Below are 2,650 nucleotides of genomic sequence, written 5' to 3'. Positions count from 1 at the left end.
GGGCGGTTCCGGCGGCAAGGGCCGACAGGAAATCCTCCAGCGATCCAAACGAAGCCGACGGATCCAGAGCGCGGCGGAGCGATGTATTCGTGGCCTCGCTGAGGCCCGGGATGGGGACTGCGCCGCCGGCGGCGGATTTCAGACCACCCAAAATCTCATAAGCAAGCGCGGCGACCGCGAAAATGTAGGCCTTCGGATCCACAGCGGAGAAAGCCCCGCTGTCGCGCATCATGGCGAAGGCGGAAGTGACCATCGTCGTCTCGGGAGACACGGAGGTGGCCTCAGGCGAGAGCGGCAGAAACTTCACCGCAACACCCGAGGATACCGGGAGGGAAAGGTCGGCGCCCGGCAGAAGCACCTCGTGCGAAGCGATATCCGGACAGGACAGGCCGGCGTCCTGAAGGGCCTGGAATCCCGAAGAGAGGGGGCGAAGGATCTCAAGAGCCTCAGCCAACGGCAGAGCGCGCCGCGATTTGATCAGGTCCAGCAAACAGGGGGCTTCAATCCATTCGGCGGTCAGGAAGCTGACGTGATCCTGCCTCTCGAGCGAGAAGATCTTTTGAAGCGAGGGAGCGGCGAGCCGCTGGAGGGCCATGACGCGGTCCTCAAGCCGCGTGAGAGCCTCCGCTGATCCGGCCAGGCCCGGTCCGGCGAGGATCAGCGCAACCGGGATTCCAGACTCCAGGTTTTCAGCCTGGAAGACTCTGCCGAGATCCGACGACCGGACCTCGCGCAAAATCCGATACCGGCCGGCAATGGTCACGCCTGGCGCAGGGGACGGTGCCGTGGCGGAATCCGGTGCGTCCAGCACCTGGGTTTCGAAGCACTCCGGGGCAATGGGAGATGCCTCCACCGTTGGAACGGCACTCTTTCCAAGGCTCTCCAGACAGGCCTCTGCCTCGCGGCGCAAGTCGGCCGGGGTCTGGGGACGGCCGGCGGGATCCTTGGCCAGCATGTGCTTGAGAAGCGAAATGACCTCGGGCTTCTGTCCGGACAGCGTCTCGAGCGGCGGATCCCGATGGAGGTGCTGGCTCATGACCTGGGCCAGAGAGCCACTGAAGGGTGCCCGGCCTGCGAGCATGTAATACAGGGTCACGCCGAGAGAGTAGATGTCCGAGCGCACGTCGAGATCCCGCTCCTCGAGCTGCTCCGGGCTCGCGAAATGGGGGGTCCCGAGGAAGCCTCCCATCGTCAGCGTCGCAGTGTCCTCGCCGCCACCGCCGGCATTTTTCGCCAGTCCGAAGTCGATGACCTTAACGGTGAAATCCGTGTCATCCTCCCTGACGAGCATGAGGTTGGAAGGCTTGATATCCCGGTGGACGAGGCCCTGCTTCTGGGCGGCCCCTAAGGCGCGCGCAACCTGGATCACGATTTGAAGCGCTGTCGCGACGGGGATCGCGCCGTCCTTCTTCATCATCGCCTCAACCGTCTCGCCATCGACAAACTCCATAGCGTAGAAGCAATTCCCCTCCTCCTCGCCGAGGTGAAAAACAGTTGCGACATTCGGGTGCCGCAAGGCTGCGGCTGCGCGGGCCTCTCGCAGGAACCGCTGCCTGGCGACCTCGCTGCCAAGATAGGTGGCATTGATCACCTTGAGCGCGACGAAGCAGCGCAGGTTCGTGTCGAAGGCCTTGTAGGTGATCCCCATGGCACCCCGCCCGAGTTCAAAGAGGGAGCCGTCCTCACGCAGGGGCACCTCCAAATGCTGAAATCGGACAGGCTCGGCCATGAGGGGTCCGGTTTACCGGAGATTCGGCAAAAACACAACCGCGGCTCAGGCGGTTGCGGCGCTCCCGCTCGAGGACCGGCGGCGGAAAACGGCCACAAAGACAAAGGCCAGTTCGAGAAGTACGAAAGCCACCGCAGCAGGGAACCCTCCCGTTCCGAACCCGTAGCTGTGGAGCCCGACTCCGAGGACGAAGTTCACCCCATACCAGGCCATGATGATCGATTGGAAGGCCAGGATCCACACGACGGCCATGCCGAAGTCGCCCCAGTTTCCGGCAATCCTGACGTGCAGGAGAAACAGGTATCCCAGCAGGGCGATCAGGGCCCAGGTTTCCTTCGGATCCCAATCCCAGAAGCGGCCCCACGAGTAGTTGGCCCAGACTCCGCCCAGGATGGTCCCGGTGGCCAGAAGCAGGACGCCAACCTGCAAGGCGCGATACAGGTAGGTGTAGAGCGACTTCGAGGGCTTGGCGCCAGCAATGACCTGAATGAGCGCGATATGGCCGACGCCGAGCGCCAGCGCGAAGGCTGCATAGCTCAGCGTGATGGTGAGAACGTGGGTTGTCAGCCAGAAGTTGTCAGCGAGGACCGGCACGAGCGGATGGATCGAGCGGTCGAGGATGACCGGCTGCGTGTCGGCCAGGATCAGTGACACCACGGCCACCGGCACGGCTCCCAACAGGAAAAACCGGCACCGGTGGATGGCCTCAAAGACGAGGGCGAACAGGATGGTTCCGAATGCCACCCAGACCACGGACTCATACATGTTGGTGACCGGCGCGCGGCCGGAGACCAGAACCCGGCAGGTGAACCCCAGAGCCTGCATCGCGAAACCGGCCAGGGCAAAACCCCATGCAACGAGATATCCCGGAGTCCGACCCGCGGCAACGAGAAGGCTGATCCCTGCGGCGAGGTAAAGCAC

2 protein-coding genes are annotated in these 2,650 nt (G+C 63.6%); both read right to left on the bottom strand.

The features are described 5' to 3' along the window. Positions 1-1,729: protein kinase domain-containing protein (locus tag A0J48_RS26245; RefSeq protein WP_200327508.1), on the bottom strand; the 1,729-nt coding region annotated here is incomplete at its 3' end. Positions 1,730-1,774: 45 nt separating this feature from the next. Then, a partial coding sequence (locus tag A0J48_RS26240; protein ID WP_200327507.1) for a cytochrome c biogenesis protein occupies positions 1,775-2,650 on the bottom strand: 876 nt, incomplete at its 5' end.

Source organism: Sphaerospermopsis aphanizomenoides BCCUSP55 (assembly GCF_001586785.1).
GTDB classification, from domain to species: domain Bacteria; phylum Cyanobacteriota; class Cyanobacteriia; order Cyanobacteriales; family Nostocaceae; genus Sphaerospermopsis_A; species Sphaerospermopsis_A aphanizomenoides_A.
The sequence above is the reverse complement of the archived record's forward strand: the minus strand, read 5'-3'. Positions and strand labels throughout refer to the sequence as shown.